General features: G+C 68.8%; 23 protein-coding genes and 1 pseudogene. 11 read left to right on the plus strand and 13 right to left on the minus strand.

What is annotated here, in order from left to right; translation table 11 throughout:
* Positions 1–16: 16 nt before the first annotated feature.
* The 6 genes from QMO56_RS13550 to QMO56_RS13575 all read right to left on the minus strand — a co-directional run bounded on the left by QMO56_RS13550 (position 17) and on the right by QMO56_RS13575 (position 4,333).
* A complete protein-coding gene (locus QMO56_RS13550) occupies positions 17–490 on the minus strand; it encodes a DUF4286 family protein (protein WP_283526471.1) in 474 nt (157 codons plus the stop codon).
* A 4-nt stretch (positions 491–494) separates the two neighbouring features.
* Positions 495–1,487: a tripartite tricarboxylate transporter substrate binding protein gene (locus QMO56_RS13555; RefSeq protein ID WP_283526472.1), complete on the minus strand. Its 993-nt coding sequence runs from the start codon at positions 1,485–1,487 to the stop codon at positions 495–497.
* A 46-nt stretch (positions 1,488–1,533) separates the two neighbouring features.
* Positions 1,534–2,475: an SMP-30/gluconolactonase/LRE family protein gene (locus QMO56_RS13560; protein ID WP_283526473.1), complete on the minus strand. Its 942-nt coding sequence runs from the start codon at positions 2,473–2,475 to the stop codon at positions 1,534–1,536.
* Positions 2,476–2,480: 5 nt separating this feature from the next.
* On the minus strand, positions 2,481–3,059 hold the full coding sequence (locus tag QMO56_RS13565) for a carboxymuconolactone decarboxylase family protein (RefSeq protein ID WP_283526474.1): 579 nt from the start codon (positions 3,057–3,059) through the stop codon (positions 2,481–2,483).
* Positions 3,060–3,087: 28 nt separating this feature from the next.
* Positions 3,088–3,813, minus strand: coding sequence for an IclR family transcriptional regulator (locus tag QMO56_RS13570; protein ID WP_283526475.1), 726 nt, complete (start codon positions 3,811–3,813; stop codon positions 3,088–3,090).
* A gap of 241 nt (positions 3,814–4,054) precedes the next feature.
* A complete protein-coding gene (locus QMO56_RS13575; RefSeq protein WP_283526476.1) occupies positions 4,055–4,333 on the minus strand; it encodes a hypothetical protein in 279 nt (92 codons plus the stop codon).
* 68 nt (positions 4,334–4,401) lie between these two features.
* Between QMO56_RS13575 and QMO56_RS13580 the strand changes: the two genes are divergently transcribed.
* Positions 4,402–4,689 (plus strand): hypothetical protein, encoded by a 288-nt coding sequence (locus QMO56_RS13580; protein WP_283526477.1) that lies wholly within the window; start codon positions 4,402–4,404, stop codon positions 4,687–4,689.
* A gap of 154 nt (positions 4,690–4,843) precedes the next feature.
* Here QMO56_RS13580 and QMO56_RS13585 read toward each other — a convergent pair whose 3' ends face one another.
* The 3 genes from QMO56_RS13585 to QMO56_RS13595 all read right to left on the minus strand — a co-directional run bounded on the left by QMO56_RS13585 (position 4,844) and on the right by QMO56_RS13595 (position 7,938).
* Positions 4,844–6,340, minus strand: a complete 1,497-nt coding sequence (locus QMO56_RS13585; RefSeq protein ID WP_283526478.1) for a tripartite tricarboxylate transporter permease — start codon at positions 6,338–6,340, stop codon at positions 4,844–4,846.
* Positions 6,341–6,350: 10 nt separating this feature from the next.
* A complete protein-coding gene (locus tag QMO56_RS13590) occupies positions 6,351–6,824 on the minus strand; it encodes a tripartite tricarboxylate transporter TctB family protein (RefSeq protein ID WP_283526479.1) in 474 nt (157 codons plus the stop codon).
* Positions 6,825–6,945: 121 nt separating this feature from the next.
* Positions 6,946–7,938 (minus strand): tripartite tricarboxylate transporter substrate binding protein, encoded by a 993-nt coding sequence (locus tag QMO56_RS13595; RefSeq protein ID WP_283526480.1) that lies wholly within the window; start codon positions 7,936–7,938, stop codon positions 6,946–6,948.
* Between the two features lie 569 nt (positions 7,939–8,507).
* Between QMO56_RS13595 and QMO56_RS13600 the strand changes: the two genes are divergently transcribed.
* Genes QMO56_RS13600 through QMO56_RS13610 form a run of 3 tightly spaced genes read left to right on the plus strand, consistent with a single transcriptional unit; the run spans position 8,508 to position 11,442 of the window.
* The gene (locus tag QMO56_RS13600; RefSeq protein WP_283526481.1) at positions 8,508–9,530 is read left to right on the plus strand and encodes a TRAP transporter substrate-binding protein; all 1,023 of its coding nucleotides are present in this window, start codon (positions 8,508–8,510) and stop codon (positions 9,528–9,530) included.
* A gap of 19 nt (positions 9,531–9,549) precedes the next feature.
* Positions 9,550–10,086, plus strand: coding sequence for a TRAP transporter small permease (locus QMO56_RS13605; RefSeq protein ID WP_283526482.1), 537 nt, complete (start codon positions 9,550–9,552; stop codon positions 10,084–10,086).
* 54 nt (positions 10,087–10,140) lie between these two features.
* On the plus strand, positions 10,141–11,442 hold the full coding sequence (locus QMO56_RS13610) for a TRAP transporter large permease (protein WP_283526483.1): 1,302 nt from the start codon (positions 10,141–10,143) through the stop codon (positions 11,440–11,442).
* Positions 11,443–11,935: 493 nt separating this feature from the next.
* On the opposite strand, the gene QMO56_RS13615 is transcribed toward QMO56_RS13610, so the two are convergent.
* A complete protein-coding gene (locus QMO56_RS13615) occupies positions 11,936–12,487 on the minus strand; it encodes a CarD family transcriptional regulator (protein ID WP_283526484.1) in 552 nt (183 codons plus the stop codon).
* 353 nt (positions 12,488–12,840) lie between these two features.
* Here QMO56_RS13615 and QMO56_RS13620 point away from each other — a divergent pair, with 353 nt between their 5' ends.
* From QMO56_RS13620 to QMO56_RS13635, 4 genes are all read left to right on the plus strand, one after another.
* On the plus strand, positions 12,841–13,047 hold the full coding sequence (locus QMO56_RS13620; RefSeq protein ID WP_283526485.1) for a cold-shock protein: 207 nt from the start codon (positions 12,841–12,843) through the stop codon (positions 13,045–13,047).
* 135 nt (positions 13,048–13,182) lie between these two features.
* The gene (locus QMO56_RS13625) at positions 13,183–13,326 is read left to right on the plus strand and encodes a hypothetical protein (RefSeq protein ID WP_283526486.1); all 144 of its coding nucleotides are present in this window, start codon (positions 13,183–13,185) and stop codon (positions 13,324–13,326) included.
* A gap of 75 nt (positions 13,327–13,401) precedes the next feature.
* The gene (locus QMO56_RS13630; protein ID WP_283526487.1) at positions 13,402–13,614 is read left to right on the plus strand and encodes a hypothetical protein; all 213 of its coding nucleotides are present in this window, start codon (positions 13,402–13,404) and stop codon (positions 13,612–13,614) included.
* Between the two features lie 179 nt (positions 13,615–13,793).
* Positions 13,794–13,985, plus strand: coding sequence for a hypothetical protein (locus QMO56_RS13635; RefSeq protein ID WP_283526488.1), 192 nt, complete (start codon positions 13,794–13,796; stop codon positions 13,983–13,985).
* A 33-nt stretch (positions 13,986–14,018) separates the two neighbouring features.
* Here QMO56_RS13635 and QMO56_RS13640 read toward each other — a convergent pair whose 3' ends face one another.
* From QMO56_RS13640 to QMO56_RS13650, 3 genes are all read right to left on the minus strand, one after another.
* Positions 14,019–14,609, minus strand: coding sequence for a PAQR family membrane homeostasis protein TrhA (locus tag QMO56_RS13640; protein ID WP_283526489.1), 591 nt, complete (start codon positions 14,607–14,609; stop codon positions 14,019–14,021).
* Between the two features lie 77 nt (positions 14,610–14,686).
* Entirely contained in the window at positions 14,687–15,412 is a 726-nt protein-coding gene (locus QMO56_RS13645) for a hypothetical protein (RefSeq protein WP_283526490.1), read from the minus strand.
* A 259-nt stretch (positions 15,413–15,671) separates the two neighbouring features.
* Positions 15,672–16,040: a hypothetical protein gene (locus QMO56_RS13650; protein WP_283526491.1), complete on the minus strand. Its 369-nt coding sequence runs from the start codon at positions 16,038–16,040 to the stop codon at positions 15,672–15,674.
* Positions 16,041–16,859: 819 nt separating this feature from the next.
* Here QMO56_RS13650 and QMO56_RS13655 point away from each other — a divergent pair.
* The 3 genes and pseudogenes from QMO56_RS13655 to QMO56_RS13665 all read left to right on the plus strand — a co-directional run bounded on the left by QMO56_RS13655 (position 16,860) and on the right by QMO56_RS13665 (position 21,583).
* Entirely contained in the window at positions 16,860–18,812 is a 1,953-nt protein-coding gene (locus QMO56_RS13655; protein ID WP_283526502.1) for a DUF6537 domain-containing protein, read from the plus strand.
* A 5-nt stretch (positions 18,813–18,817) separates the two neighbouring features.
* Positions 18,818–19,975, plus strand: a pseudogene (locus QMO56_RS13660) (isovaleryl-CoA dehydrogenase).
* Entirely contained in the window at positions 19,976–21,583 is a 1,608-nt protein-coding gene (locus QMO56_RS13665) for a carboxyl transferase domain-containing protein (RefSeq protein ID WP_283526492.1), read from the plus strand. It begins immediately after the preceding pseudogene.
* Positions 21,584–21,635: the final 52 nt, after the last annotated feature.

Consider the following 21,635-nt stretch of genomic DNA (forward strand, 5'->3'; position numbering starts at 1 on the left):
CTCTCCTCCCCTGGCTTCACGATGCGGCCGGCACGAGGCGCCGCATGGTGCGGTGCGGGTTGCGGAAGAAGGTGCGCGCGCGCCGCGTCCAGGGCGTCTCGCGCGCCTCGATCCAGGCGGGGGATTCGAAGACCTCCCGCCGCTCCAGCCGATAGGCGGCGAGATAGCGCGGGCTGGTGCCGGCATCGAGCGCGACGAAGCGCCGCGCCGAGAGCACGCCGGGCACGGCGGCGAGGCGTGGAATGTGCTCGTCGGCATACCAGGCGTTCAGCTCCTCCTCGCGGCCGGGCTCGGCATCCTGCTCCACGGTGTAGAGGAAGGGCGCCTCCACCCCCTCCGCGCCGAGGCGAAGGATGGCGCGGTAGAGCACGGCGCCGGCAGGCGCCGGCTGCGGCGCCGGCTCCATCCAGCCGAGCCGCTCGGCCGGGTTGTCGGCGCGGGCAAAGACGAGGCCGGCGCTGGCGCCGTGCAGGATCGCAAGATCAGCCATCGGCTCAGTCCATCCGCACATCGGCGCGGCGGCCGATCTCGCCCCAGCGCTTGGTCTCGGAGATGATGAAGGCATGGAACTCCTCCGGCGTGTTGCCGACCGGGCGCGCGCCCTGCTCGGCATAGGCCTTGCGCAGCTCGGGGTCGTTCAGCGCGCGCACCGCGGCATCGTGCAGCAGCGTGATGATCGGCTTCGGCGTGCCGGCGGGCGCCACGAGGCCGTACCAGTTGTCCGCCTCCACACTGGGCTGGCCGGCCTCGGCCATGGTCGGCACCTCCGGCAGCAGGGGCGAGCGCTCCTTGCTGGCCAAGGCGATGGGGCGCAGCGCGCCGGCCTGCACCTGCGGCATCAGCGCCGGCATGTCGGCGAACATCATCTGCACCTGCCCGGCCATCAGGTCGGTCACTGCCGGCGCTGCACCGCGATAGGGGATGTGGACGATGTCGATCCCCGCCGCCGCGCGCAGGGATTCACCCGCGAGATGCGGCATGGAGCCATTGCCGGAGGAGGCGAAATTCAGCTTGCCCGGGTTCTTCCTGGCATGGTCGATCAGCTCGGCGAGGGTCTTCACCGGCAATTTCGGGTTCACCGCCAGCAGCTCCGGCATCAGCGCAACGAGCGTGATGGGCGCGAGATCCTTCTCGACGTCGAAGGGCATCGGCGCACCGAGCGGCGGAGAGATGGCGATGGCGCCGGCACTGGTCAGCACCATGCTGCGCCCGTCCGGCGGCGACTTTGCGACGTTGTCGGTGCCGACCACGCCGCCGGCGCCGGAGCGGTTCTCGATCACCACGGTACGATCAAGGATCGGGCCGAGCTTCTGCGCCAGCACACGGGCCACGAGGTCGTTCGGCCCGCCCGGCGGGAAGGGCACGACGAGGCGGATCGGCCCCTCGGGCAGCGCCGCGGATTGCGCGAGCGCCGGGCGGGCCAGGGGCAGGCCGAGCGGCAGGGTGGCAGCGGCGAGCAGGCCGGCCAGTTGGCGGCGGGTGGCCATGGTTCGTTTTCCTCCTTGGTATTCTCTTGGACGCCGGGGTTTCGGTTCAGCCGCCGGGCGCCCCCTGGGTGTTGACGTAGAGCGCGTAGAGCGAGTGGCTGGCGGCCATGAACAGCCGGTTGCGGTGGCGGCCGCCGAAGCAGAGGTTGGCGCAACGCTCGGGCAGCGCGAGGTGGCCGATCGGCTCGCCCGCGGGGTTGAAGACGCGCACGCCGTCCTGCTCCGGGTCCATGCCCCAGCCGCACCAGAGATTGCCGTCCATATCCACGCGGAAGCCGTCCGGCGTGCCGGTGCCGGCCTCCAGCAGCACGCGGCCATTGCGCAGCGTATCGCCCTCCACGTCGAAGACGCGGATGGTGCGCGGGCGGGCGCGGGATTCGATGACGTAGAGCTTCGACTCATCGGGCGAGAAGGCGAGGCCGTTCGGCCCCTTCACGTCATCCGCGACGACGGTGGCGCGGCCGGTCTGCCCGTCGATGCGGTAGACGCGCTCGGGCAGCTCCTGCTCCGCCTGGGCGCCCTGGTAGTGGCCGAGGATGCCGAAAGGCGGGTCGGTGAACCAGATGGAGCCGTCAGACTTCACCACCACGTCGTTCGGCGAGTTCAGCCGCTTGCCCTCGAAGCGGTCGAGCAGCACGGTGATGGCGCCGTCATGCTCGGTGCGCGTCACGCGCCGGCCGCCGGCCTCGCCGCCATGCTCGCAGGTGACGAGCCGGCCCTCGCGGTCGCGCGTGTTGCCGTTGGCGTGGTTGGAGGGCGCGCGGAAGGGCGTGACCTGGCCGGTCATCTCGTCCCAGCGCAGGATGCGGTCGCTCGGCACGTCGCTCCAGAGCAGGCTGCGCCAGGCGCCGAACCAGACCGGCCCTTCCGCCCAGCGGCAGCCGGTGTGGAGGCGCTCCACGCCCGCGAGGGCGAGGTGGTATTTCTCGAAGCTCGGGTCCAGCGCGCGGATCGCCGGGTCGGGGTAGCGCAGGCTCGGTTCCCACATGGCGCTCAGCCCTGCGGCACCGGGTCGCCGGGCTCGGCACCCAGTTCCGGCGCGAAGGCCTCGGGCAGGCCGATCTCGAAGACGTTCAGCGTCATCGCGACCAGCGTGTAATAGCCGAGCAGCGCCACCAGCTCGACCATGCCGCGCTCGCCCAGGGCCTCGACGCCCCGGCGGTAGAGCGCCTCCGGCACGCGGCGGGTGGCGAGCAGCGTGGTGGCCACGTCATGGACCGCCTGCTCCTGCGCATCGCGCAGGGTGGGTGTGCGGCGCTCGGCGATGGCGGCGACCACCTCCGGGTCCATTCCCGCCTTAAGCCCCTCGCGCTTGTGCACCGTCCATTCGTAATGCGCGGTCCAGTGCCGGCCGGTGATGAGAATGGCCAGTTCGGAGAGGCGCGGCTCCAGCGTGGTCTGGTAGCGCAGCAGCTCGCCGAGCTTCTGGCCGCGCCGCGCCAGTTCGGGATTCTTCAGCCAGGCGATCATCGGCGCCGGCACGCGGCCGCGGATGCCGGAGATGGCCTCCTGGCAGACGGCCTGCTCCTCCGGCGTGCGCTCGGCCTCGGGCGTCAGTTCGATGCGGGCCATTCGTTCTTGTTCCTCCCTGCTGGCCACGTCAGCGCGCGGCCTGTTCCAGTCTCGACGGATCGCCGCCCAGGTCGCGCGTCATGGCGATGGCCTCGCGCAGCACCAAGGGCAGGCAGAGCGCCTCGGCCTCGGCGGTGAGGCGGTAGAGCGGCATGGAGATGCCGATGGAGCCGGCCACCCTCCCCTCGGCATCCAGCACCGGGCAGGCGATGGCGGCGATCTGCGGCAGGCGCTCGCCCCGGCTCACCACCGGCAGCCGCGCCGTCGGGTCCTCCAGCGCGATCAGGGCGCGACCATGCGCGCCGCGGCCAAGCGGCTGCGCCTCGCCGACATGGGCGACGTCCCGCACCAGCTGCGGCGAGTCCAGCCGGAAGACGCAGCGGCGCTGGTCGCCCTCGCGCACGAAGAAGGTGGCACTCTCCCGGCTTTCGGCGCGCAGCCGCTCCAGTGCCGGCATGACGTGGTGCTCCAGCCGCAGCGAGCGGCGGAACAGGTCGCCCAGCAGCAGCAGGGTCGGGCCGAGCAGGTAGCCACCGGAGGGCAGGCGCTTGACGAAGCCGTGCCCTTCCAGCGTGCCGAGCAGGCGCAGAGCGGTGGTCATGTTGAGCCCGGCGCGGCGGGAAAGCTCGGTCAGACCGAGGGGGCCGTCCTCTTCACGGAAGGCGCGGAGCAGCGCCAGCGCCCGGTCCACCGCGCGCACGCCGTCGCCCCCGAGGCTGCCGACCGGCGAGACGGGGGCGACGGCGTGCAACATGCCGTCCTGGTCTGCGGCGGGCTGCTCCGCCTCTTGCGCCCGCGGAAGCCTCGCGCGCCGTGAATCCTGTCTGGCCATGGCCGCAGCATAGCAGGCGATTCCATCCTGCGGAATAGACTTACGTAGAGTGAAAGTGAATGTCCCTTCCGGCCGATGGCGTCGCCGGTCACGCTCAGGCCGACTGCCTGGCCGGAGGGCCAGCGGCCGAGCCGGCATTAGAGCAGATCCCGTTCGGAGGGCATCATCGGAACGGGTGAAGATGCTCGTCAAAACAAACGGCTGGAGCGTTTTCCATGGGCCGGAGCGAACGGAAAATGCTCCAGGATGCCATCAGCGGGATGCGGCATGCGCAGGCCCGATGCCCTTGCAGGTTGGCGGTGGTGCCGGGCTTCAGGCCAAGCTCATCGCCTCGCTGGAGGTCGTGGTCGCCGCCCCGCTGACCGTTCGAAGCGGAGAGGGGCGATGTGACGGACTTCTCAGGGACCTTGCCGGGCCGCCCGTTCCTGGCGGACAGCTTCATGCACCGCTCCTGCGAGCGAGGCACAGGTCTTGCCGTCAGAGGTCTTCACCTGCAGGCGGCCAAGCCAGGTGCTCGCCGCAGGGCTGGGCATCGCCTCCGTCGCCGGCGAGATCCGGCAGGAGCGCCACAGCGCGCTGGCCATGGCCTGCATGCCGGCCATGGCGCCGGTCCTCCCCAGCATTCTGCAGGGCTTCAGCCGGCGCCATTCGGAATGCAGGGTTGCCGTTCACGGCCTTCATGCCCGACAGGCGGGTACCGCCCTCTCGCCGATGACGGAAAGCTTCCTTCTGATCAGTGGCGAAGCCTTCTCGCAGCGTGACGATATCGTGATGCCGGATGCTGAGGAGAAGGCATGACAGAGCTGCATCTGCGGAGATGGAACGTGGCCCGCGCAAGGTATCGCCAGCCTTCTCGGCAGTTCCGCACGGCTTGAGGCAGGCCAAACCGGCCTTACCCGGCATGGGGCGCGGGACCAAACCGGGCGGCGCGTTCACACCCCTTGCAGCGGCGTCAGGCCTCGGCGGGCCGGCGCCACGCGGCGCGGGCGCCGCGGCCCAGCATCAGCAGCCAGACCAGAAGCGTCATGATGCCCAGGGCGCCTGCGATCGGCCGCTCGAAGAAGGGGAGCCACGCACCGTCCGACTTGATCATCGAGGTCATGAAGTTCTGCTCCAGCATCTCGCCGAGCACCAGACCCAGGATCATCGGCGCGACGGGAATGCCGTTCTCCTCCATGAACCAGCCGAGCACGCCAAAGATCAGCATCAGCAGGATGCCGTAGCTGCTGTTGGTCATGGCGAAGGCGCCGACGATGCAGAACAGCAGGATGAGCGGCAGCAGGAGGGTGCGCGGGATGCGCAGCACCTGCTTCATGCTCTTGATCGCCACCCATCCGAGCGGAACCATGATGATGTTGGCGAGGATGAAGATGATGAACACGGCATAGATGAACTGCGGGTTTTCGGTGAACACCGTCGGCCCTGGATTCATCCCCTTCATGTACAGCACGCCGATCACGATGGCGGTGATGGAATCACCGGGGATGCCGAAGACCAGGGCCGGGATCCAGGCCCCCGCCACGGCCGAGTTGTTGGAAGCGCCGGCCTCCACCACCCCTTCCACATGGCCGGTTCCGAACTTTTCAGGCGTGCGCGAGAAGCGCTTCGCCATGGCGTAGGAGACCCAGGCCGCGATGTCCGCTCCCGCCCCCGGCAGCGCGCCGATCAGTGTGCCCATAAGCGAGCCGCGGATGAAGTTCAGCCAGTAGCGCCGCATCACCCCGCCCACGCCCCGAAAGACGTTGCCCACCTGCGGCACCACCACATGCCCTTCCTGGCGCAGCGCCACCGCGCCGCGCAGCAGTTCCGAGACCGCGAAGGCGCCGATCATCACGGCAATGAAGTTGACCCCCGACATCAGGTCGACGTTGCCGAAGGTGAAACGCGGAACCCCGGCGGCGGGGTCGATGCCGATGCAGGTCACGCTCAGGCCGATCAGCAGGGCGACGAAGCCCTTCAGCGGATTTCCCGTGCCGATGAAGACGGCGCATGTCAGGCCCAGGCAGGCCAGCCAGAAATACTCGAAGGAGGAGAAGTTCAGCGCCAGTTCCGCCAGCGCGGGCGCGCAGAGCACCAGGAACACCACGCCGACGATGCCGCCCAGCGCCGAGAATACGACGTTGACGCCGAGGTTGAGGTCGAGCTGGCCCTTCCTGGCCATGAGGAAGGATTCGTCGGCATAGGCGGCGGAGGCCGGGGTGCCGGGCATTCGCAGCATCGCCGCCGGGATGTCGCCCGCGAAGATCGCCATGGCCGTGGCGGTGACGATGGCGCCCAGCGACGGAACCGGGTCCATGAAGAAGGTGACGGGCACCAGCAGCGCCGTGGCCATGGTTGCCGTCAGGCCCGGCATGGCACCGACGAACATGCCGAACACCGCCGCCCCCAGGATCACCAGCATGACCGAGGGGTCGAAGACCAGCCCGAAGGCCGCCAGGACTGCGTCCATTGCTGCGCCCTCAGAGAATGTCGTTCAGCAGGCCGCGCGGCAGCGGCACGCGCATCATCTCGCCAAAGAACCAGTACATCAGCAGCGTGGCGGCGGCGGCGACCGGCAACGCCCGCAGCGGCCGCTCGCCGAACCACAGGAACAGGGCCAGCAGCAGCGCGAAGGCGAGCGGAATGAAGCCCAGCGTCTCGGCAAAGAGGAGGTAGGCCACCACCGCCAGCGGCATGACGAGGAAGGACACCACCTGCCCCGGCCGCGACCACCAGGAGGCCAGTGCCGCCCAGGGTTCGCCCTGGCGCCGCGCGGCGAGGCCGCGCAGCATCAGCAGCAGCGCACAGACGATCAGGCCAGTGGCCAGCAGGCGCGGGAACAGGGCGGGGCCGTAATCCTGGCCGGGAAAGGCCGGGAAATAGGTCGTCAGCCAGATCATCGCGCTGGCCAGCAGCAAAAGGACCAGTCCCAGGACGGCGTCGTTCACCCGCATCGGGCATGCGCTCCGCAAGGCGCGGCCTTCAAGGCCGCGCGTGGCAGGACAGGCGCGGCACCATGCCGCGCTCCGGACGGATGGCCCCGGTGACGGGATGCGCCATCCGGGCGCCGCCGCTTCAGGCGCGCGCCAGCCCGGCGGCGCGCATCGCCTCGCCCATTGCGCGGTCTGACTTGTCCATGAAGGCGGCGAAGCCCTCCGGATCGGCCCAGATCGTGCCGAAGCCGCGCGCATGCATGAAGTCGGTGAACTCCTTCGACTTGTAGGTGCGCTCCAGCGCGGCGACCAAGGTCTTTGCCATGTCGGCCGGCAGGTTGCGGGGCGCCGCGATGCCGCGCCAGGCGCCGGTCGAGTAGTTGATGCCGAGCGCTTCGTTCAGCGTCGGCACCTCGGGGAATTGCGGGTTGCGCTTCGGCGCCATGATGGCGAGGCTGCGCGCCCGGCCGGCATCCAGCATCGCCCGCGCCTCGGGCACCGAGCAGGTCACGATGTCCACGCCGCCCGCCGCGAGGTCCTGCATTGCCGGCGCGGCGCCGTTCGAGGGCACCCAGCGCACGTGGTCGGGTTGCAGCCCCATGGCCTGCAGCCAGCCGACCAGCGCCAGGTGCCAGATGCCGCCCTGGCCGGTGCCGGAGGCCTTCAGCTTGCCGGCCGGCGCCGCCTTGATGGCTTCCGCCAGCGCCTTGATGTCCTTGTGGGGCGAGGAGGCGCTGACCTGCACGCCCGGCGGGTCCTCGTTCACCAGGGCGAGGGGCGTGTAGTCCTTCCAGGTGAGGTTGGTCAGGCCGGCATGGTGGAGCATGGCGATCTCCACCGTGATGATGCCGATGGTGTAGCCGTCGGGCTGTGCCGTGGCGATGGCGGAGTGGCCGACCACGCCATTGCCGCCGGTGCGGTTCACCACATTGATCGGCTGCCCCAGGTCCTTCTCCAGCAGGGCGCCGATGATGCGCGCCGTGGCATCGGTGCCGCCGCCAGCGCCCCAGGGGCAGATCAGCGTGACGGGACGGGTGGGATAGTTGCCTTGGGCCCGGGCCGGCAGCGCCAAGAGGCTGGCGGCACCCGCAGCCGCCCCGGCGCGCAACAGGCTGCGGCGAAACAGTTCAGTCATGGACATTCTCCCGACGGCGCTCCCTCAAGGGGGCACTCTTTAATTACGGCGACAGACTAACGGCCACTGCTCGGCCTCGGCAAGCACGCAGCCGGCGCGAGGTCCCTGCGGGCGAGATCCTGCGCTGCCCGTGGCACGGCCGAGAATTCGGTATCCGCACCGGCCCGTCCTGCGCCGAGCCGCAGCCGATCAAGACCAAGGCCTGTCCGGTGGAGCGCGCCCCGGGCGCGGCACTGAAGCGGACGCCACGCTGAAGGCGGGAACCGCCCCGGCCACGGTCGAGCGGGAGTACATCATCGCCGATCTCTGGCGGCCTGCGCAGGCCGAGCGGCCGAGGGAGAATTCCCTTCGGGGACCGGCTGTGATTTCATGGGAATCGCCGGGGGGATGGAGGACCGGTGCGCAGGCGACGCGCGTCATGGCTCGCAGGGGACAGCGGGACTGAAGCGCCTTGTTCCCAGATCATTCCCCAGATCTCCATCGCTGTTTAACCTTCTGGCAGAATACGGGATAAGCAAAATTGAACGAGGCGGCACGCAGCCGCCTGGCAAGAAGAAGAGGAGACTTCCATGGTCAACGCCAATGGCCGGAGCACCGCCATCAGTCGCCGGGCGGCCCTCGCCGCCGCCGCAGGGGCGTTGTCCCTGCCGGCCCTGCATGCGCGGGCGCAGGGCGTCATTACCGTCAAGTTCAGCCACGTGGTCGCCGACAGCACGCCCAAGGGCCAGGCGGCGATCCGGTTCAAGGAGGCGGCGGAGAAGCTCCTGCCCGGCCGGGTGAAGGTGGAGGTCTATCCGAACTCGCAGCTCTACGGCGATGCGAAGGAGATGGAGGCGCTGCTGCTCGGGGACGTGCAGATCCTGGCCCCCTCGCTCTCCAAGTTCGACCGCTTCACCAAGTCCGTCCAGGTGTTCGACCTGCCCTTCCTGTTCGCTGACATGGACGCGGCCGACCGCTTCCAGGCCGGCGAGACCGGCCAGAAGCTGCTGCAATCGATCGAGAAGCGCGGGCTGCTCGGTCTCGGCTACCTGCATAACGGCCTGAAGCAGCTCTCGGCCAACAAGCCGCTCCTGCTGCCCACGGATGCGAAGGGGCTGAAATTCCGGGTGCAGTCCTCGGACGTGCTGGTCGCGCAGTTCCAGCAGCTTGGCTCTAACCCGCAGAAGCTTGCCTTCTCCGAAGTCTACCAGGCGCTGCAGACCGGCGCCGTCGATGGGCAGGAGAACACCTGGTCGAACTGCTACAGCCAGAAGTACCAGGAGGTGCAGTCCGACTTCACCGAGACCAACCACGGGCTGATCGACTACATGCTGGTCACCAACAGCAAGTGGTGGCGCGGCCTGCCGGAGGAGGTGCGGAGCGGCCTGACCAAGGCGCTGCATGAGGCGGTCGAGTTGAACAACACCGTCGCCCAGAAGCTCAACGACGACGCCCGCGCCAAGATCGCCGAATCCAAGGCCAAGATCCACACCCTCTCGGCCGACCAGCGCGCCCAGTGGCGCGAGGCGATGCGCCCGGTCTGGAAGCGTTTCGAGAAGGAGATCGGGGCCGACATCATCGCGGCGGCCGAGCAGGCAGGACAGGCGAGCTGACCAGGCGGCACGCCCGGACATGACACTGCTGCGTGCCGCCTGGCATCGGCTGGAGGAGGGACTCATGGCCTTCCTCCTCGTCTTCATGACGCTCGTGACCTTCTATCAGGTCGTGCTGCGTTACGTCTTCAACAGCGGCCTGCTCTGGGGCCAGGAGGCTGTTCTCTATGCCTTCGGCTGGCTCGTTCTGCTCGGGCTCGCCTATGGCGTGCGCACGCGCGCGCATCTCGGGATCGACATCGCGGTGAAGGCGCTCTCGCCGTCGCTCCGCCGCACCGTGGGGCTGATCGCGGTCGCCCTTTGCATGGTGTATGCCGGGCTTCTCGCCTACGGGTCCTGGATCTACATGGACACGCTCCGGGTGGTGGGCATCGAGGCGCAGGACATCCCGGTCGAGCGGTGGCTCCTCCTCACGATCCTGCCCTTCGGCTTTCTGCTGCTGCTGCTGCGGCTCTGCACGGAGGCGAAGCTGATCCTGACGGGCGAGGTGCAGGGCTTCGAGATCGCCGACGAAGCCGGCGACGCGCTGCGCGAGCTTCACGATCCGCGCCCGTGAGCCCGGACGCATGACCCCCCTCCCGCCGATCCTTCGGCTGCTCAGGGCCGCCCCATGACCACAGCCTTCCTCTTCGTCATGCTCTTCGCGCTGATGCTGCTGGGCGTGCCGATCGCGATCTCGCTCGGCCTCTCCGCCACCCTGACCATCCTGTTCTTCGCGCAGGACAGCATCGCCTCGCTCACCATCAAGTTCTTCCAGGCGATGCAGGAGAACTACACCCTGCTCGCCATCCCCTTCTTCGTCCTGGCCGGGCAGTTCATGACGACGGGCGGCGTCGCCCGCCGCATGATCGACTTCGCGGTGGCCTGCGTCGGCTACCTGCCGGGCGGGCTCGCCATCGCTTCCGTCCTGGCCTGCATGCTCTTCGCCGCCGTCTCCGGCTCCAGCCCGGCCACGGTGGTGGCCGTGGGCTCGGTGGTCATCGCCGGCATGGTCCGCAAGGGCTACTCCAAGGACTTCGCGGCCGGCGTCATCTGCAACGCCGGCACGCTGGGCATCCTGATCCCGCCCTCGATCGTCATGGTGGTCTATGCGGCGACGACCGAGACCTCGGTCGGGCGACTGTTCATGGCGGGTGTCGTGCCGGGCCTGGTGCTCGGCCTGATGCTGATGGCGACCATCCTGGTGGCGGCGGTCCGCCTCGGCCTGCCACGCGAGCCCTGGCCCGGCTTCTGGCCGGCGACGCGCGCCGTGCTGAAGGCGGGCGGCAAGGCCGTCTGGGGGCTGCTGCTGATCGTCGTCGTGCTCGGCGGCATCTATGGCGGCGTCATGACGCCCACCGAGGCGGCGGCGGTCTCCGCCGTCTATGCCTTCCTCGTCGCCGTGTTCGGTTACCGCGACATGCGGTTCGCGCAGGTGCCGGGCGTGCTGGTCAGCTCGGCGCGCGTGACGGTGATGCTGATGTTCATCATCGCCAATGCCTTCCTGTTCAGCCACGTCCTGACCACCGAGCAGATTCCGCAGAGCATCGCCCAGGCGATCACCTCGGCGGGGCTGGAGGCCTGGCAGTTCCTGCTGGTGGTGAACATCATCCTGCTGATCGCGGGCAATTTCATGGAGCCCTCGTCGATCATCCTGATCCTGGCGCCGATCCTGTTCCCCATTGCGACCAAGCTCGGAATCGACCCCATCCATTTCGGCGTGATGATGGTGGTGAACATGGAGATCGGCATGGTGACGCCACCTGTCGGGCTCAATCTCTTCGTCACCTCGGGAGTGACCGGCATGTCGGTCTCGCAGGTCGTCCGCGCCGCGAGCCCGTGGCTCGCCGTGCTGCTGCTGTTCCTGGTCATGGTCACCTACCTGCCCTGGCTGTCGCTGGCGCTGCCCAATGCGCTCTACGGCCTGGGATGAGGCGGCCTGTCCCAGGATCTGACAGCGCCTGAACGCCAGGACCTTGCGAGCATTGCGCTGCCTCCGTGGAGGGCCGTGTTGGCGCTGGCGGGCAAGCACCGGGCGGAGATGGAGCCTCAGGAGGGCGCGCCCTCCTGAGGCGAAGGTGTCGCTCAGAGCGTCGGCGGACAGTTCCAGCCGCCTTCCGAGGGCACCAGAACGGCGCGAGATGGCGGGTATGGCAGCCCGCCATGAGAGAGGGCCGCGGGCTCCTTCTTCGGTGCCCTCTGTCCGTCGCCAGCCTCGGCTGGCTCAAGCGAGGACGGAGCTGCGCTTTCGTCCGTCAACCGGGTCCGGAAAGCGCCTGCCCGGAACAGCCACATGGAAGGCAACCTCCCGGGCTGGCTCAGCGCCGCGGTTGTGGCGGTGATGGGTGCGCGACCAGCGAGGCCGTAAGGGCTTCCCGCGGGCAGCCGAACAGAGATCGCGCCGTCACCTGGGCTGGAGGGGCGTTTCAGATGTCCGGGGCTATCAACTGATCGTTGATCCTGACGATGGCTGCCGCTTTCTCGATCCCTTCGACCGCGGCGACCTCGCAGGCGAGCCGGTCCAGCGCCGTCTCGTAGATGGCCCGCTCGGAATAGCTTTGCACACCCGCGATCGCATTGCGGCCGAGATCCCGGACGACCTCGGCGACGACACGAGGGTCGCCACTGTTGATTTTTCCCTGGTATTCCTGGGCGCGCCGCACCCAGACGACCTTGGCCGACCTCGGGCGCCCCTGCAGGACAGCCAGGGCCTCGCCGATGAGCACGGGCGAGGCAACGCGGCGCAGGCCGATGCTGCGGACCTTGTCCGAGGGCACGCGCAGCGTCAACTGCACCTCGTCGAAAGCGACATGGACGAATTCCAGGCTGAACCCGGAGACGTCCTCGACCGCGATGTGCGAGACGCGGCCGACACCATGCGCCGGGTGCATCACCCGGTCACCGGCGCACAGCACCTCCCCTGCGACCTCTGCCGTCCACGCGCGGGGGACACTTCCGTAAACGTGCCTGTTCGCCATCGCCGTCATCCTCATGCCAAGCAACTTTCACCAAACAGGCCCCGCCAGCGGCTGACAGGCCGCGCGTGGTTCCCTGCCCGGCGCGACAAGGCATCGCCGGACTTCCGGATATGCATATGGTGGCTGCAGGAGAACATTGCATCGCCGCCGCCGATGGCCATGCAGCCCGGATTTCCCGATTAGGGTTGCGGCGGAGGCGGCGATACCCCATGTTGTGTCTGTCAACTCGTTCGGTTCGGCCTGCTCTCCTTGCTCATGATCGAGCGCCGAGCCCGGTGCCCGTCTCCTCTCGAAGTTAGACCCGCCTGGCAATGCTGCAGGGCGGTATACTTTCATCTATACGGAGCACCGACATGGCTATCGGCACGGTCAAGTGGTTCAACGCGACCAAGGGCTACGGCTTCATTCAGCCGGATGACGGCTCGAAGGATGTTTTCCTGCATATCTCCGACGTCCAGAGCGCCGGTATCCAGGAGCCGCGTGAGGGCGACAAGCTCGAGTTCGAGCTGCAGCGCGGACAGCAGGGCAAGACTTCGGCCGGCAATCTGAAGCAGGCCTGACGACTTCGGGCAGGGTGGCTCTTGCCACCTTGCCCCCACGCGCATCCGGCAAGGGTCGCGCGTGTATCCGGGGCGTTTCCCTGAGGATCGCCCCGCAGGGTGGCATCGGATGTGAAGCCACCATGAAAGGAATTAGTGAACGAGACGGCATTGCGAGCCTTGATCAGGCTCGGCTCCACGGTCGGGACGGCATGCCCCGATGAAACACCTTATCTGCCCGAGCCTAAGGGCCTGACGCAGAGCGAGATCCGTCAGCTCGTGCTTGAGCTTATCGGCTGACGAAGGATGGCGGGGCGCGCGGGCCGCCCGCCGCCTGGCCTGATGAGGGCCGGACCCGTCCCGCGAGGATCAACCATGCAACCCCACGGCTTTTCAGTGGGCCAAAGCGTCGAGTTCCTCCCCAGCAGGTACGACGGCAACATCCCACGTGGCGCCTACACGGTCATGCGCCTGCTCCCGAATGACGGGACCGACCGCGAATACCGCGTCCGCAACCAGCGGGATGGCCACGAGCGCGTCCTGCGGGAGAGCCAGCTCCGCCCCGGCGTGGCCTCGCCCTTCGGCTGAGCCTGCTTCCCGGCGGAGCCGTGGCCCGCTGCGCCGAAGGCGCCGCAGACCCGTCGCCAGAGTCTTGATCCTGTCCGGTGTCCCGCCTCGCGGTCGCGGCGCGTTCCGCTCCCGTGTGCTTGATGGCGGCAGGACCGATTACCTCGCCCCGTGCGAGGTCCACATACCAGGAACATACCGTGGGCCAGAGCAAAACGAACGCCGAGATGGCCGATCCGTCCACCGATGCGCGGATTGCGGAAGAAGTAACCTATCTCTCGAAGCGGCACCGCGTATCGCCTGCCATCGTGCGGGAGATCATCCGCCGCATCGGCTCAAGCGAGCGCTCGGCGGTCGAGCGCGAGATCCGCAAGGGCATGATGCGCCGCTGAGGCGCGCCATGCCGGAAGTCAGGCCCGCCGCCATCACCCGAGCGTCCGGGCGAGGTGGAGGATGACCGCATAGTGGCAAGCCGCCGCAGCGACCACGAAGCCATGCCAGAGGGCATTGTGGAAGCGGAGGCCTGTCATGAGGTGGAGGGCCACGCCCAGGGTGTAGAGCAGCCCGCCCCCGGCGAGCAGCAGCAGATCGCGCAGCGGCAAGGCCTCGATCAGCGGGCGGAGTGCCACGATCCCAGCCCAGCCGAGCGCCAGATAAGCCAGGATCGAGGCGCGCTCGAACCGCGCCGGCGCTGCCATCTTCAGCGCCGCCCCACCCGCGGCGCCGGTCCAGACCGCACCGAGCAGCCCCCAGCCCCACAGCCCGCCGATGCCGATCCAGGCGACCGGCGTATAGGTGCCGGCGATCATCGCGAAAATCGCTGAGTGGTCCAGCCGGCGCAGCAGGGTCCGCCACCGTGTCTCCCTGGCCAGGTTGTAGAGCGCCGAGCAGCCGAGCATGGCCAGCAACCCGGCCGCGTAGAGGCCGAAGGCGATCACCGGGCCAGGCCCCGCACTCCATGGCACCGCCGCCGCCAGCACCACGCAGGCCACCAGCGCCGCCGTAAGGCCGACCACATGAACGACGGTGTCGGCGATCAGCTCGCCGCGGTCGTATCTTGGAATGCCGGTCAGGGCCGTACTCCTGAGTGCCTTCAGGTGAAATGGGGCAGCAGATCCCGGGCGAGCAGCACCGTTCGCTCGAGCGCCGCCTTAGAGAAGTGCCCCCGGCGTGCAGCGCTGGGATGACAGCCATGGACAATGAGGTTGCCCGAGACCTCATCGTGGAGCCACCAGATGCCGGTGACCTCGTCCTGCTTGCCGTGCCATTCCGGCATGCCCCCGAGCGCCTCGCCGAGGATGCCGAAATCATCCTCCGATCCCACGAAGACGAGGCTTCGCCGGAGACCCGCCAGTTCCTCGCGCAGCGCCGCCGCACAGGCCGGCTGCTGGCGCTCGATCAGCTCCGCCGGCCAGCTCTCAGGCGTTCCCACGCTCCAACCGATCTTGAGCAGGTTGGACCAACCCCAGCGCTCCGTTGTCATGTCGTAGGACCCACCGAGCAGCCCCCGCGTCAGGCCGTCGAGAAAAAGCCAGAGGGGGGTGTGGGCGTGTGCGTGCGGGCCCCGGTCGCAGAGTCTGGCGCCTCTCTCGTGGCAGGCCTCGAAGCTCTGCTCACCTTCCGCACCATAATCGCCCTCAGTGGCGGCGCCGATCCAGTAGATGCCGCCAGCCTCAGCCAGGCGCCGGCCGGCCCAGGGCAGGAACAGGCCGGCAACGCCCGCCTGTCCGGGCCGGGCGGAGGGAAGGCTGTGGTCGATCAGCCGGGTGCGCACCTGCGCCAGTCTCTCGAAGCTGGGGCGGGTCATCAAGGTCGGCATCGGGCGGGCCTCGGAGGCTATGGGGCTTGTCCGTGGATCATGCCGGTCCCCGGGCTGGCGGCCTGGGACCGGCCGGCTGCAAGAGGCTGAGGCGAGGGCATGGGCGCCTGGTCTGATGGAGTTCCGCCGGAGGAGGGGCTGGCGCCAGCGCCGCAGCCTGCCATGCCGGGCCGCTCGAATGCCGCGGTCCCGGCCAGATGCGGCCGCTGGCGTGGGGCGCAAAGCCGGCTGCCTGCTGTGCCCGGATGCGCCCTCCCCTTCACAGCGCCAGCGCCTCCGACTCCCAGTCGCCGCGGACAAAATCGACCACCGCGAAGGCGCCACGGTCGCCCCAGAGGACGCTCAGCACCTTTGCTCCGGCGCGCCACACATCGAGTCCATAAGGCAGGTCGGGCACAGTGTGCTGCCGCTGTACGGCGTGCCGGTAACCTGGGGAGGAGGCGTCTCCTGGCTGGAGCTCGTTGAACGGCGTCCAGTGCTCGAGCACCCATTCTCCCGTCCGGAGGGTGACCAGCCGGACTGCATCGCGCTGCACTTCCAGGATGCCCCGCTCGCGGACCAAGGGCAGAAGGTGGTCACGGAGCGCTAGCGCCGCATCGTCGCTGGACGAGGCAAGTCTCAGGGTCATGCGGTCCTCCACGAGATCGTCACACCGCTGGCAGGCGGGGTGTCGGCCAGTTCGGGCGCTTCATCCCTCGCGCGGCGCAGCGGCATGAGGCCCTTCAGCCCGGCAGAGGCCATCAGCATAGCACACTGCCGCAAGGACGTCGCCCGCAAGGATGCGCATCACCGGGCCCGGGTTGGTGGCTGAGCGCTGCCGGCCGGCGAGTGCCACCCTCACCAGACGACACCTCACATGTCCATGTACTGTACCTTCAAGGTTTCGTTTCGGCAGAGTTTCTTGCCATGATGGCGGGGCTCCTCGCGTCAGCATCCAGCCGAGCCGGCGCAAGATCCGGCCGAGGAGGAGAGGTCAGCGATGCCCGCGACGCTCCGCCGCACCATCCGCGCCCTCGCCGCGGCGGCCATTCCGTCCGCGTCGCGCCCAGGTGTCGCGCACCAGCGGCGGACGCAGCCGGAAGGCCCCCACCCCTCCCGTGCGGCGCGTGTCGTCACCCGCTCCCCGCCTGAGCAGGCCAGCGGCACACATGCGGGCCGACGCCAGCGCGATCCCCGCCGGCCCGGTGAAGGGCGCCTGCGCCGGGCCGGGCGCCGAAGCCAGGCCGGGTGGACAGGAGGTGTTCCAGACCTTCGCGGAAGAGTTCGCGAGATGGCACGGGCGGGTCAGGTGAAGCTCGAATGAGGCCCGACCGCTCATCGACGGAGCCAAATCCGATGGTCGATTTCCCCCCCTCCCGGTTCTGGCACGCGGTCCTCCGAGACAGCGAAGCTGCCGGGCGCCGCGCTGACCTACCTGTCCGGAACCCAGGCGCTGGTGCAGCTGCCGATGCTGCAGCGGGCCCGCGACGCGGCGGCTGGCCTGGACACTGCCGGCTTCGTCTCGGGCGATCGCGGCTCACCGCTCGGCAATCTTGACCGGTCGCTGTGGAAGGCTGCGAAGCAACTCGCCGAGCACCGCATCCATTTCGAGCCTGGCGTGAGTGAGGAGCTTGCAGCAACCGCCGTCTGGGGCAGCCAGCAGGTCAACCTCTTCCCCGGTGCGAAGCACGACGGCGTCTTCGCCATGTGGTACGGCAAGGGCCCCGGCGCCGACCGCAGCGTGGATGTGTTCAAGCACGCCAATGCCTCCGGCACCTCACGCCATGGCGGCGTGCTGGCGGTGGTGGGCGACGACCACGGCGCCAAGTCCTCGTCGCTGCCGCACCAGAGCGACCATATCTTCGCCGCCTCGATGATCCCGGTGCTGAACCCGGCCGGGGTGCAGGAATTCCTCGATCTCGGCCTGCACGGCTGGGCGATGTCCCGCTTCTCCGGTTGCTGGGTGGGGATGCGCGCCATCGCCGACACCGTCGAGACCTCCGCCGGTATCGTGGTGGACCCGCACCGCATCGAAACGCGGCTGCCGGCCGACTTCGAGATGCCGCCGGGCGGTCTGTCCATCCGCTGGCCCGACCCGCCGCTGGAGCAGGAGTACCGGCTCCAGCGCTGGAAGGTCTATGCCGCGATGGCCTATGCCCGGGCCAACGGCCTGAACCGGGTGGTGCTCGACAGCCCGCGGGCACGGTTCGGCATCATTACCACCGACAAGTCCTTTCTGGATGTGCTCCAGGCATTTGATGCGCTCGGCATCGATGAGGCTCTGGCGGCGGGCACGACGCGCGCCGTGATCAACAGCGACTTCTCGGTCACCAGCGACTTCGTCCGCAGCTTTGCCGCGCAGGCCCGGGGCGGCGACGTCGCCGCCGTCCGCGACCCGCAATTCCCGCTCGGTGCGATCGAGGAACAGATCGCCGAGGCAGCCGGTCCCGGCCGGGCCGAGTTCGTTGCGGCCACGCGGCTGGCGACGGCGCTGCTGGGCGATTCCCTCGCCACCAATCTCTTCATGGTCGGCCATGCCTGCCAGAAGGGGCTGCTGCCCGTCTCCGCCGCCTCCATCCTTCGAGCGATCGAGATGAACGGCGCGGCAGTGGAGATGAACCGGGACGCCTTCCTGTGGGGGCGGCGTGCCGCGCTCGACCTCGCGGCGGTGGAGCGGGTGGCCTCGCCGCCCGAGGCCCTTCCCGACCATCGCAGGCTCTCCCTGGATCTGGACGAGAGGGTCGCCCGCCGTGTCGCGGAGCTGACCGTCTATCAGGACGCCCGCTACGCACGGCGCTACGCCGATCGCGTCCGGCAGGTGCGCGAAGCGGAGCTGGTCAGGGCACCAGGCTGCACCGGGCTCGCCGAAGCGGTCGCGCGGGGCCACTACAAGCTCCTCGCGACCAAGGACGAATACGAGGTCGCCCGCCTCCATACCGAGACCGGCTTCCTGGAGCGGCTGGGGCAGACCTTCGAGGGTGACACCAGGTTCGTCTTCCATCTGGCGCCGCCGCTCTGGGCCAGGCTCGATCCCGCCACCGGCGAGCCGCGCAAGCATGCCTTCGGTCCCTGGGTGCTGCATGCCTTCAGGGTTCTGGCGCGGCTCCGGCGGTTGCGGGGCAGCGCCCTCGATCCCTTCCGCTTTACCCAAGACCGGAAGCTGGATCGGCGCCTGCTTGCCGAATACGAGCGGCTCCTGGACGAGCTGATCGGGTCACTCCACCCGGGCAACCACGCCCTTGCAATGGAACTCGCTTCGCTACCGGACCAGATCCGCGGCTACGGGCACATCCGCAGGCGGCACGCCGAACACGCCAAGAGCCGGGAGGCCAGGCTGCTCGAGGCGTTCCGCCGCAGGGACGAACGTCCCGGCACGGACGGCGAGCGGGTGCCGGAAGCGCCCGTGCTGATGAGGGGATAACGGATATGTCGGCATTGGACTTCAACCTCGGCGAAACCGTCGACGCCCTGCGCGCCGAGGTCGGGCGCTTCGCCGCCGACGCGATTGCGCCGCGCGCGGCCGAGATCGACGCGCACAACGCGTTTCCCGCCGACCTCTGGCTCAGGTTCGGACAGCTCGGCCTGCTCGGCATCACCGTCGAGGAGGAGTACGGCGGCGCCGGCATGGGCTATCTCGAGCATGTCGTGGCGATGGAGGAGATCAGCCGCGCCTCGGCCTCGGTCGGCCTCTCCTACGGCGCGCATTCGAACCTCTGCGTCAACCAGATCCGCCGGAACGGGAGCGCGGAACAAAGGCGCCGTTACCTGCCGCGGCTGATCTCCGGCGCGCATGTCGGCGCGCTTGCGATGAGCGAGCCGGGTGCCGGCTCCGATGTCGTGGGCATGCGCACGCGCGCGGACAGGCGCGGTGACCGCTACGTGCTCAATGGCAGCAAGATGTGGATCACCAACGGCCCCGACGCGGATGTACTGGTGATCTACGCCAAGACCGACCCGCAGGCCGGGTCGCGTGGCATCACCGCCTTTCTGGTCGAGAAGGGATTCCCGGGTTTCTCCACCGCGCAGAAGCTCGACAAGCTCGGCATGCGCGGCTCCAACACCTGCGAGCTGGTGTTCCAGGACTGCGAGGTGCCGGCGGAGAATGTGCTTGGCGAGGCCGGCCGCGGCGTGCAGGTGCTGATGAGCGGGCTGGACTACGAGCGGGCCATTCTGGCGGGCGGGCCGCTGGGCATCATGCAGGCCTGCCTGGACGTGGTGCTGCCCTATGTGCGCGAACGCCGGCAGTTCGGCCAGCCGATCGGCGCGTTCCAGCTCATGCAGGCGAAGATCGCCGACATGTACACGGTGGCGAATGCCGCGCGGGCCTAGGTATATGCCGTGGCCAGGGCGTGCGACCGTGGCCGGGTAACGCGCAAGGACGCCGCCGGGGCAATCCTCTTCGCCGCCGAGAAGGCGACCTGGACCGCGCTGGAGGCGATTCAGGCGCTGGGCGGCAACGGCTACATCAATGACTACCCGACGGGGCGGCTGCTGCGCGACGCCAAGCTCTACGAGATCGGCGCCGGCACATCCGAGATTCGGCGCATGCTGATCGGCCGCGAGCTGTTCAACGAGACCGCCTGAATGCCGGTGATCGAATCCGCCCTCGACCTCCGCTCCGACGAGAGCCGCGCCAATGCGGAGGCCATGCGCGCCCTGGTCCAGGACCTGCGAACCACCGCCGAGCGCGTGCGGCTCGGCGGTGGGGAGGCGGCGCGCGAGCGGCACCTCGCACGCGGCAAGCTGCTGCCGCGCGACCGCATCCGCGCGCTGATCGATCCTCTTTCGCCTTTCCTGGAGATCGGCCAGCTCGCGGCCCATGGCATGTACGGCGGCGAGGTCCCTTCGGCAGGGATCGTCACCGGCATCGGCCGGGTCGCCGGGCGCGAGTGCATGATCCTGGCCAACGACGCGACGGTGAAGGGCGACACCTACTTTCCGATGACGGTGCAGAAGCACCTGCGCGCGCAGGAGATCGCGCAGCAGAACCGCCTGCCCTGCATCTACCTGGTGGATTCGGGCGGTGCCAACCTGCCCAACCAGGACGAGGTCTTCCCGGGCCGCGACCATTTCGGGCGGATCTTCTTCAACCAGGCCAATATGTCGGCGCAGGGCATCGCGCAGATCGCGGTGGTGATGGGCTCCTGCACCGCCGGCGGCGCCTATGTCCCGGCAATGTGCGACGAGAGCATCATCGTCCGCAACCAGGGCACCATCTTCCTGGCCGGTCCACCGCTGGTGAAGGCGGCGACGGGCGAGATCGTCTCCGCCGAGGAGCTGGGCGGCGCCGATGTGCATAGCCGCATTTCGGGCGTCACCGACCACTATGCGGAGAACGATGCGCATGCCCTCGGCATTGCCCGTCAGGTGGTGGCGAGCCTGAACGCGGTGAAGCGGCCGGCAATCGAACTGCGTCAGCCCATTCCGCCGCGCCACGCAGCCAATGGGCTTTACGCCGCCGTGCCTGCGAGCCTTCGCACGCCCTACGATGTGCGCGAGGTGATCGCCCGCATCGTGGACGACAGCGCCTTCGACGAGTTCAAGCACCTCTATGGGCCGACGCTGGTCTGCGGTTTCGCGCATGTGTGGGGCTATCCGGTCGGGGTTGTCGCCAACAACGGCATCCTGTTCTCGGAGAGCGCCCAGAAGGGCGCGCATTTCATCGAGCTCTGCGCCCAGCGCGGAGTGCCGCTCGTGTTCCTCCAGAACATCACCGGCTTCATGGTGGGTCGGAAATACGAGGCAGGCGGCATCGCCAAGGATGGGGCGAAGATGGTCACCGCCGCTGCCACCGCCGCCGTGCCGAAATTCACGGTCATTATCAGCGGCTCCTTCGGGGCGGGAAACTACGGCATGTGCGGGCGAGCCTATTCGCCGCGCTTTCTCTGGATGTGGCCCAATGCACGCATCGGCGTCATGGGCGGTGAACAGGCCGCCTCGGTGCTCGCGACGGTGCGGCGCGACGGCATCGAGACACGTGGCGGAAGCTGGTCGGCCGAGGAGGAGGAGGCATTCAAGGTGCCGATCCGCGAGCAGTATGAGGTGCAGGGCCACCCCTACTACGCGAGCGCCCGCCTCTGGGGTGATGGCGTGATCGACCCCGCCGATACCCGCCGCGTGCTTGCGCTCGGCCTCTCGGCCGCGCTCAACGCGCCGGTCCCGCCGACGCATTTCGGCCTCTTCCGGATGTAGGGGAAGCACCATGCGAGCAGGCGCACTCCTGGAGACGGTGGATTCCGCGCCT

Source organism: Roseomonas sp. E05, from assembly GCF_030063475.1.
Classification (GTDB): Bacteria; Pseudomonadota; Alphaproteobacteria; order Acetobacterales; family Acetobacteraceae; genus Pseudoroseomonas.

What these genes read in the sequence shown, in the direction of transcription:
- QMO56_RS13665 (WP_283526492.1), top strand. Translation starts at nt 19,976, where the DNA reads ATGCCGGTGATCGAATCCGCCCTCGACCTCCGCTCCGACGAGAGCCGC.
- QMO56_RS13575 (WP_283526476.1), bottom strand. Translation starts at nt 4,333, where the DNA reads ATGAAGCTGTCCGCCAGGAACGGGCGGCCCGGCAAGGTCCCTGAGAAG.
- QMO56_RS13565 (WP_283526474.1), bottom strand. Translation starts at nt 3,059, where the DNA reads ATGGCCCGCATCGAACTGACGCCCGAGGCCGAGCGCACGCCGGAGGAG.
- QMO56_RS13555 (WP_283526472.1), bottom strand. Translation starts at nt 1,487, where the DNA reads ATGGCCACCCGCCGCCAACTGGCCGGCCTGCTCGCCGCTGCCACCCTG.
- QMO56_RS13570 (WP_283526475.1), bottom strand. Translation starts at nt 3,813, where the DNA reads ATGTTGCACGCCGTCGCCCCCGTCTCGCCGGTCGGCAGCCTCGGGGGC.
- QMO56_RS13595 (WP_283526480.1), bottom strand. Translation starts at nt 7,938, where the DNA reads ATGACTGAACTGTTTCGCCGCAGCCTGTTGCGCGCCGGGGCGGCTGCG.
- QMO56_RS13610 (WP_283526483.1), top strand. Translation starts at nt 10,141, where the DNA reads ATGACCACAGCCTTCCTCTTCGTCATGCTCTTCGCGCTGATGCTGCTG.
- QMO56_RS13615 (WP_283526484.1), bottom strand. Translation starts at nt 12,487, where the DNA reads ATGGCGAACAGGCACGTTTACGGAAGTGTCCCCCGCGCGTGGACGGCA.
- QMO56_RS13650 (WP_283526491.1), bottom strand. Translation starts at nt 16,040, where the DNA reads ATGACCCTGAGACTTGCCTCGTCCAGCGACGATGCGGCGCTAGCGCTC.
- QMO56_RS13600 (WP_283526481.1), top strand. Translation starts at nt 8,508, where the DNA reads ATGGTCAACGCCAATGGCCGGAGCACCGCCATCAGTCGCCGGGCGGCC.
- QMO56_RS13590 (WP_283526479.1), bottom strand. Translation starts at nt 6,824, where the DNA reads ATGCGGGTGAACGACGCCGTCCTGGGACTGGTCCTTTTGCTGCTGGCC.
- QMO56_RS13630 (WP_283526487.1), top strand. Translation starts at nt 13,402, where the DNA reads ATGCAACCCCACGGCTTTTCAGTGGGCCAAAGCGTCGAGTTCCTCCCC.
- QMO56_RS13550 (WP_283526471.1), bottom strand. Translation starts at nt 490, where the DNA reads ATGGCTGATCTTGCGATCCTGCACGGCGCCAGCGCCGGCCTCGTCTTT.
- QMO56_RS13585 (WP_283526478.1), bottom strand. Translation starts at nt 6,340, where the DNA reads ATGGACGCAGTCCTGGCGGCCTTCGGGCTGGTCTTCGACCCCTCGGTC.
- QMO56_RS13645 (WP_283526490.1), bottom strand. Translation starts at nt 15,412, where the DNA reads ATGCCGACCTTGATGACCCGCCCCAGCTTCGAGAGACTGGCGCAGGTG.
- QMO56_RS13560 (WP_283526473.1), bottom strand. Translation starts at nt 2,475, where the DNA reads ATGTGGGAACCGAGCCTGCGCTACCCCGACCCGGCGATCCGCGCGCTG.
- QMO56_RS13655 (WP_283526502.1), top strand. Translation starts at nt 16,860, where the DNA reads ATGCTGCAGCGGGCCCGCGACGCGGCGGCTGGCCTGGACACTGCCGGC.
- QMO56_RS13620 (WP_283526485.1), top strand. Translation starts at nt 12,841, where the DNA reads ATGGCTATCGGCACGGTCAAGTGGTTCAACGCGACCAAGGGCTACGGC.
- QMO56_RS13605 (WP_283526482.1), top strand. Translation starts at nt 9,550, where the DNA reads ATGACACTGCTGCGTGCCGCCTGGCATCGGCTGGAGGAGGGACTCATG.